Raw genomic sequence first — 7,355 nt, 5'->3', positions numbered from 1 at the left:
GGACTGGGGCGTCTCCGCCGACGTCTGGTCCGTGACGTCCTGGACCGAACTGCGCCGCGACGCCATGGCCGCCGAGGAAGAAGCCTTCCTCAACCCCGGCCAGCCTGCCCGCGTCCCGTTCGTGACCCAGCAGCTCGCCGGCGCCACCGGGCCGATCGTGGCAGTCACGGACTACATGAAGGCCGTGCCGGACCAGATCCGCCAGTTCCTCCCGAACGAGTTCGCCTCGCTCGGCGCCGACGGCTTCGGCTTCTCCGACACCCGCGCCGCGGCGCGCCGCTTCTTCAAGAACGACATCCATTCGGTTGTGGTCCGTTCCCTTCAGATGCTGGCCCGCCGGGGCGAAGTGGATGCCGAGGCGCCTGCCCAGGCCATCGAGAAGTACCGCCTGCACAACGTCAACGCCGGCACCACCGGCAACGCGGGCGGCGACTCCTAAGCACGCCAGCAAAGTTCGACGGCGGTTCTCACCTGTTGGTGGGGGCCGCCGTCGGGCGTTTAACCGCTCCGGCTCCTCTCCGGGGCCGCGCCAGGGACGCTGTGATGCAGGACAACGGCAGTTGTAGCCTTCGCACAAATGGAGCTTGGACGGTGCGCCCCGTATGCTCAATGCATGGCAGAGCCGATCACCACTCCCGAAAAACGCAAACCGGCCTCGAGGGCGATGACTCCGGAGAAGGCCGAAACCCTCAAGAAGCTCCGGGCCAGCGTGGGCCAGCTGTCGACGACGACGCTGCGCCAGCTTGAGAAGTCCCTGCCGTGGTACGGCCGGCTGAACTCGGATGAACGTTCCGCCCTGGGCATGGTGGCCCAGAACGGCATCGCGGCCTTCGTCACATGGTACGAGCGGCCGAGCTCGCCGTCGTGGATCCTTTCCGACGTCTTCGGCACCGCACCCACCGAACTGACCCGCTCCATCAGCCTCCAGAAGGCGCTCCAGCTGATCCGGATCGTCGTAGAAGTCGTAGAAGACCAGGTCCCGGTCATCGCCCCGGAGGCGGACCAGGGGGCCCTCCGGGAAGCCGTGCTGCGCTACTCGCGGGAAGTCGCATTCGCGGCCGCCGACGTCTATGCCCGCGCCGCGGAGTCCCGCGGCTCCTGGGACACCCGCCTGGAAGCCTTGATTGTCGATGCCATCCTCCGCGGCGAAAACACGGACGCGCTGCGGTCCAGGATCGCGGCCCTGGGCTGGAAAGCGCAGGAACGCTTCACCGTGATGGTTGGGAATTCCCCGTCCGAACCAAGCGCCAGCTACGTCAGCGAACTGCGGCGCACCGCGGGGCGCTTCGCCGAGGACGCCCTCGTGGGGATCCAGGGCGACCGGCTCATCCTCATCCTCGGCGGGGTCCACGACCGGGAGACCGCGTACCTGAAGCTCAGCGAACTCTTTGCCCCCGGCCCGGTGGTCTACGGCCCGGAGGCCGGTTCCCTCCTCGAAGCCAGCGGCTCCGCCCAGTCAGCCTTTGCCGGCCTCACCGCCGCCCGCGCCTGGCCTTCCGCGCCGCGCCCGGTAGCGGCCGATGACCTGCTCCCCGAGCGCGTGATCTCCGGCGACGACGCCGCCCGCCGCTCGCTGGTCAAGAACATCTACCGTCCGCTGCTGGCCGCCTCCAACGGGCTGGTGGAGACCCTCGGAACGTACCTCGAACTCGGCCATTCGCTCGAGGCGACGGCCCGCGAACTCTTCGTCCACGCCAACACCGTGCGCTACCGGCTCAAGCGCGTCTGCGACGTCACAGGCTGGGATCCGCTGCTGCCGCGGGAGGCGTTCGTGCTCCAGACCGCCCTCGTCGTGGGCCGGCTTTCGACCCCGCCGAAGGCCCCCACGGAGCGGCAGCCTCCCCGCAACGGCTCCTGAACCGTTGTAGACTTCCTACAAACTGACCCAGTGAGCTTGGTGCATGAAAACACGAATGTTCACGCGGTAATTTGGAAAGCTGGTTACGTGCTTGCAATCGTCTGCCCTGGACAGGGCTCCCAGACCCCTGGTTTTCTGGCCCCCTGGCTGGAACTGCCACCCGTCGCAGGCCTTTTGGCCTCCCTCAGCGAAATAGCAGGCATCGACCTCACCGCCCACGGCACCACCTCCGATGAGGAGACCATCAAGGACACTGCGGTAGCGCAGCCCCTGATCGTCGCCGCAGGCCTGGTGACCGCAAAGTCACTGTTCGACGTCGAACTCGGCACGCTTCCGGTCATCCTCGCCGGCCACTCCGTCGGCGAAATCACCGCGGCCTCGCTCGCCGGTGTGCTGACGGAAACCGAAGCCATGACGTTTGTCCGCGAACGCGCCAACAGCATGGCCGCTGCCGCTGCCGCCACCCCGACCGGCATGAGCGCCGTCGTGGGCGGCGACCCCGCGGACGTCCTGGCTGCCATCAGCGCCGCCGGGGCCACCGCCGCCAACGTCAACGGGGCCGGCCAGACCGTCGCCGCCGGCACCCTGGAGCAGCTCAAGGCCCTCGCCGAGAACCCGCCGGCCAAGGCCCGGGTCATTCCGCTGAAGGTCGCGGGCGCGTTCCACACCTCGCACATGGCCCCCGCCGGTGCTGCCCTGCAGGCCCTGCGCCCGTCACTGCACCCCCAGAACCCGCAGGTACCGCTGCTGTCCAACTTCGACGGCGCGGAAGTCACCGAGGGTGCTGCCGCCGTCGACAGCCTCATCGCCCAGGTCTCCCGTCCGGTCCGCTGGGATCTCTGCATGGAGACGATGGTGCAACGCGGGGTGACCGGCGTGATCGAACTGGCTCCCGCCGGAACACTGGCAGGCCTGGCCAAGCGCGGCATGCCCGGCGTCAAGACCGTCACCGTCAAGACCCCGGACGATCTCTCCGCGGCCCTGGCCCTATTTGCAGAATTGGAGGGAGGGGCATGAGCGTTCCCACACTGAAGCAGGCCCCCGTGCAGGAAAACACCCGCATCATGGGTGTCGGTGCCTACCGGCCCAGCGTGATCGTGACGAACGAGGACGTGTGCCAGTGGATCGATTCCTCGGATGAGTGGATCCGCCAGCGCACGGGCATCGTCACCCGGCACCGCGCGCCCGCCGATGTCAGCGTGATTGACATGGCCGAGGGCGCCGCACGTGAGGCGCTGCAAAAGGCCGGCATCGAGGCCTCCCAGCTCGGCGCCGTGATCGTTTCCACGGTGACCCACCCGTACGCGACCCCCTCCGCTGCCGCGAGCCTCGCCGACCGCCTCGGCGCGACGCCGGCCCCGGCGTTCGACATCTCCGCGGCGTGTGCCGGCTACTGCTACGGCATCGCCCAGGGCGACGCCCTGGTGCGCTCCGGCGCGGCCGCCTATGTCCTGGTGGTCGGTGCCGAGAAGCTCTCCGACGTCATCGACAACACGGAACGGACCATCTCCTTCCTGCTCGGCGACGGCGCGGGCGCCGTCGTGATCGGCCCTTCCGAGACGCCGGGCATCGGCCCTTCAGTCTGGGGTTCGGACGGCAGCAAGTGGGATGCCATCGGCATGACCCACTCCATGCTGGACATCCGCGAGCTCGCCCTGACCGGCAAGCACGGTGCCGCCGTCAGCGATGAGGAAGCGGCAGTTACGGACGCGTCGCTGTGGCCGACCCTGCGCCAGGACGGCCAGACGGTCTTCCGCTGGGCGGTGTGGGAGATGGCCAAGGTGGCCCAGCAGGCCCTGGACGCCGCCGGCGTCCGCTCCGAGGACCTTGCCGCGTTCATCCCGCACCAAGCCAACATGCGCATCATTGACGAGATGGCCAAGAAGCTGCAGCTGCCCGAGTCCGTCAAGATCGCCCGCGACATCGCCGACGCCGGTAACACGTCGGCGGCGTCCATCCCCCTGGCCACCCACCGCCTGCTTGAGGAAAACCCCGAGCTCAGCGGCGGGCTGGCGCTGCAGATCGGCTTCGGAGCCGGACTGGTCTTCGGCGCCCAGGTGGTCGTGCTTCCTTAGGCAGCCACCGTTTTTCCGAACTGAATACGTTCCGCCCGTTTCACCTTGGCACCGCATGTCCTTCACTTTCGGGGCTCGCCCCCATGCTGTGCTCAGCAAGCATTCCCGCACCAAGCCGAACCCTCGGTTTGAATCATGTCCGCCCCCGGCTGCCGGCATTCCACCGGCAGCCGGGGGCAACAACCAGAAAAGGAGCCATCAATGGCTAGCAACGAAGAAATCCTGGCCGGCCTGGCTGAAATCGTCAACGAAGAGACCGGCCTGGCCACGGAGGCTGTCGAAATGGACAAGTCCTTCACCGAGGACCTGGACATCGACTCCATCTCGATGATGACCATCGTGGTCAACGCCGAAGAGAAGTTCGGCGTCCGCATCCCGGACGAAGAGGTCAAGAACCTCAAGACCGTCGGCGACGCCGTCAGCTTCATCTCCAACGCCCAGGCCTAGTCTGGCTTCCGCCGGCAACGGCGGACCCAGGTGCCCGGTCCGGGCGCTGCAGCAGTGCCCGGACCGGACCACCATCAAGTGCATGACCCGAAAGTTTCCCCTCGCAGGCCCCGGCCATCCCGTTCGCGGTTCCGGATACGGCAGGCGCACCGACAGAGAGTGATCCCATGGCACGCAAAGTAGTCATTACCGGTCTGGGTGCCACCACACCCATCGGCGGCGATGTCCCCACGATGTGGAAGAACGCGCTCAAGGGCGTCTCCGGCGCGCACACGCTTGAGGACGATTGGGTGGCCAAGTACGAGCTGCCCGTCCACTTCGCCGCACGCGCCTCCACCCCGGCCCTAGATGTCCTGTCCCGGGTCGAAGCCAAGCGCATGGACCCGTCCACCCAGTTCGCCGTGGTCGCGGCCCGCGAGGCCTGGGCCGACTCCGGCATCACCGAAATCGACCACGACCGTTTGGCGGTGGCTTTCGCGACCGGCATTGGCGGCGTCTGGACCCTTCTGGACGCCTGGGACACCCTGCGCGAAAAGGGTCCCCGCCGTGTCCTGCCCATGACCGTGCCCATGCTGATGCCCAACGGTCCGGCCGCGGCTGTGAGCCTGGACCTGGGAGCCCGCGCCGGCGCCCACACCCCCGTTTCCGCCTGCGCGTCCGGCACCGAAGCCGTCCATGTTGGCCTGGACCTGATCCGTGCCGGCAAGGCAGACGTCGTCGTCTGCGGCGGCGCCGAAGCCGCCATCCACCCGATGCCGATCGCCGCGTTCGCCTCCATGCAGGCCCTCTCGCGCCGCAACGACGATCCCGAGCACGCCTCACGGCCCTACGACCGTGACCGCGACGGCTTCGTCATGGGCGAGGGTGCCGGTGCCCTGGTGCTCGAGGCCGAGGAACACGCCCTGGCCCGCGGCGCCCGGATCTACGCCGAACTGGCCGGCACCTCGGTCACCGCCGACGCCTACCACATCACCGCCCCGGACCCCGAGGGCCTGGGCGCCACCCGCGCGCTGAAGGCTGCGATGTTCGACGGCCGCATCCAGCCCGAAGACATCGTCCACGTCAACGCGCACGCCACCTCCACCCCGGTCGGCGACAAGCCCGAGTACGCGGCCCTCAAAGCCGCACTGGGCAAGCACGTGGACACCGTCGCAGTCTCGGCCACCAAGTCCCAGATGGGGCACCTGCTTGGCGCCTCCGGGGCCGTGGAAGCCGTGCTGACCGTGATGGCCATCTACGACCGCAAGGCGCCGGTGACCATCAACCTCGAGAACCAGGACCCGGAAATCCCGCTCGACGTCGTCACTACGGCCCGCGACCTGCCCGCCGGCAGCATCGCCGCACTGAGCAACTCGTTCGGCTTCGGCGGCCACAACGCCGTCATCGCGGTACGCAGCGTGTAGCTGCACCTGCCCACAGCACGCCGAGATAGCAGATGGCGGCAATGTTCTTCGTGAACATTGCCGCCATCTGCCTTTTGGCGCCTAGCTATGGAATTGCTGCGGTGTAGCGACTGGTGAGGCCCTAGCCGACCTGGTGGAGCCAGCGCACGGGGGCGCCTTCTGCGGCGTGCCGGAAGGGCTCGAGTTCCTCATCCCAGGCCTCCCCGAGGGCGAGCGAGAGTTCGTGGTACACGGCGGAGGGGTCGCCGGCGCCGGTTTCGTAGGCGTAGCGGATGCGGTCCTCGGAAACCATGATGTTGCCGTGGACGTCGGTGGTGGCGTGGAAGATCCCCAGCTCCGGGGTGTGCGACCAGCGGCCGCCGTCGACTCCCTGGCTCGGTTCTTCGGTGACTTCGTAGCGCAGGTGCGCCCAGCCGCGCAGAGCGGACGCCAATTGAGCCCCCGTGCCCGGCGTTCCGGTCCACGACAGCTCGGCCCGGAACATTCCGGGCGCGGCAGGCTGAGCGGTCCACTCCAAGTCCGTCCGCTTGTCCACGACGGACCCTATGGCCCACTCAACGTGGGGGCACAAGGCAGTCGGGGCCGAGTGAACAAACAACACACCTCGGGTCAGTGCAACAGACATTCCATCCTCCATAGCTGTAGGTACGTCTTCCCCAACGACCTGTGCCTGGATGTCTGTCTGTTGCGCGGATCCGAAATCATGCCAGCGGTTCCTGCCAGACTACTTTATACAACCGGGTTCGAAGCTGGGACGTGGTGCATTCCAGCTTCAAGTTCAACTTGAAACTTCCCGGGCGTGAGTTTTATTCTGCCCTACGCCTCCTAATTACGCCAGTGCGATTCGGCGCGTCTTTTCCGGCGCGCCGCGCCCGTCTCCGCGGACCCCTATCCGGGCCGGTCCGGGCATCCCTGTGCCGGGCGATCCTTAGGCCCGGGGGTGCGCCTGCTGGTAGCTTTGCCGGAGTCTCTCGACGGACACGTGGGTGTAGATCTGGGTGGTGGCAAGGCTGCTGTGCCCGAGGATTTCCTGCACGGCACGCAGGTCCGCCCCGCCGTCGAGCAGGTGGGTCGCTGCGGAGTGCCGCAAGGCGTGCGGTCCGGTGGCGGCGGTGTCCCCCAGCCGCTCCAGCATCTCTTTGACCACGCTGCGGACCTGGCGCTGGTCCACCCTTCCGCCGCGCGCGCCTAGGAAGAGCGCGGGGCCGCTGGTCCCGGTGGCGAGGGCCGGCCGGCCGCGGCGGAGCCAGTCGTCGAGGGCGAGGGCAGCCGGCAGCCCGTAGGGCACCGTGCGTTCCTTGTTGCCCTTGCCGAGCACCCGGAGGGTTCTGCGGTCGGGGTCGAGGTCGTCCACGTCCATGCCGGCCAGCTCGCCAACGCGGACACCGGTGGCGTAGAGCATCTCCACCATGGCGCGGTTACGCAGTGCCAGAGGTTCGCCCTCGGCCGAAGCGGATTCAGCGTCGTCCACGAGCCTCCGGACCTGTTGCTGGTGCAGGACCCCGGGCAGGGACTTCTCCCGCTTTGGGGCCTTGAGCCGCAGGGCGGGGTCGGCTTCAATCAGCTCCTCGC

At 68.0% G+C, this 7,355-nt stretch carries 7 protein-coding genes and 1 pseudogene; 6 read left to right on the top strand and 2 right to left on the bottom strand.

Annotation, left to right across the window (positions count from 1 at the left end):
* The 6 genes and pseudogenes from LQV16_RS22190 to fabF all read left to right on the top strand — a co-directional run.
* Nucleotides 1–439 (top strand): annotated as a pseudogene (locus LQV16_RS22190) (pyruvate dehydrogenase (acetyl-transferring), homodimeric type); the annotation flags it as partial.
* 174 nt (nucleotides 440–613) lie between these two features.
* A complete protein-coding gene (locus LQV16_RS22185; protein WP_229996014.1) occupies nucleotides 614–1,858 on the top strand; it encodes a helix-turn-helix domain-containing protein in 1,245 nt (414 codons plus the stop codon).
* A gap of 87 nt (nucleotides 1,859–1,945) precedes the next feature.
* Complete coding sequence (locus tag LQV16_RS22180; RefSeq protein ID WP_229996013.1) at nucleotides 1,946–2,875, top strand: ACP S-malonyltransferase; 930 nt, start codon at nucleotides 1,946–1,948, stop codon at nucleotides 2,873–2,875.
* Complete coding sequence (locus LQV16_RS22175) at nucleotides 2,872–3,933, top strand: beta-ketoacyl-ACP synthase III (protein WP_229996012.1); 1,062 nt, start codon at nucleotides 2,872–2,874, stop codon at nucleotides 3,931–3,933. The genes LQV16_RS22180 and LQV16_RS22175 overlap by 4 nt, the downstream gene beginning before the upstream one ends.
* A gap of 201 nt (nucleotides 3,934–4,134) precedes the next feature.
* Nucleotides 4,135–4,380 carry an acyl carrier protein gene (locus LQV16_RS22170; protein ID WP_079554778.1) on the top strand — a complete coding sequence of 82 codons (246 nt, stop codon included), beginning with the start codon at nucleotides 4,135–4,137 and terminating at the stop codon, nucleotides 4,378–4,380.
* Between the two features lie 167 nt (nucleotides 4,381–4,547).
* Complete coding sequence (gene fabF, locus LQV16_RS22165) at nucleotides 4,548–5,783, top strand: beta-ketoacyl-ACP synthase II (protein WP_229996011.1); 1,236 nt, start codon at nucleotides 4,548–4,550, stop codon at nucleotides 5,781–5,783.
* A 121-nt stretch (nucleotides 5,784–5,904) separates the two neighbouring features.
* Here the strand turns inward: fabF and LQV16_RS22160 are convergent, their stop codons facing one another.
* Both LQV16_RS22160 and LQV16_RS22155 read right to left on the bottom strand, forming a co-directional pair.
* Nucleotides 5,905–6,408 (bottom strand): DUF3145 domain-containing protein, encoded by a 504-nt coding sequence (locus tag LQV16_RS22160; protein ID WP_229996010.1) that lies wholly within the window; start codon nucleotides 6,406–6,408, stop codon nucleotides 5,905–5,907.
* A 303-nt stretch (nucleotides 6,409–6,711) separates the two neighbouring features.
* A partial coding sequence (locus tag LQV16_RS22155; RefSeq protein WP_229996009.1) for a tyrosine-type recombinase/integrase occupies nucleotides 6,712–7,355 on the bottom strand: 644 nt, incomplete at its 5' end.

This window comes from Arthrobacter sp. Bi26, assembly GCF_918697925.1.
GTDB lineage: Bacteria > Actinomycetota > Actinomycetes > Actinomycetales > Micrococcaceae > Arthrobacter.
Note: the sequence above shows the minus strand (reverse complement) of the source record. Positions and strands in the feature narration are given on the sequence as shown.

Bases quoted from the DNA above. Each gene is read 5' to 3' on its own strand.
- LQV16_RS22175 (WP_229996012.1), top strand. From the start codon at position 2,872: ATGAGCGTTCCCACACTGAAGCAGGCCCCCGTGCAGGAAAACACCCGC.
- LQV16_RS22185 (WP_229996014.1), top strand. From the start codon at position 614: ATGGCAGAGCCGATCACCACTCCCGAAAAACGCAAACCGGCCTCGAGG.
- fabF (WP_229996011.1), top strand. From the start codon at position 4,548: ATGGCACGCAAAGTAGTCATTACCGGTCTGGGTGCCACCACACCCATC.
- LQV16_RS22160 (WP_229996010.1), bottom strand. From the start codon at position 6,408: ATGTCTGTTGCACTGACCCGAGGTGTGTTGTTTGTTCACTCGGCCCCG.
- LQV16_RS22170 (WP_079554778.1), top strand. From the start codon at position 4,135: ATGGCTAGCAACGAAGAAATCCTGGCCGGCCTGGCTGAAATCGTCAAC.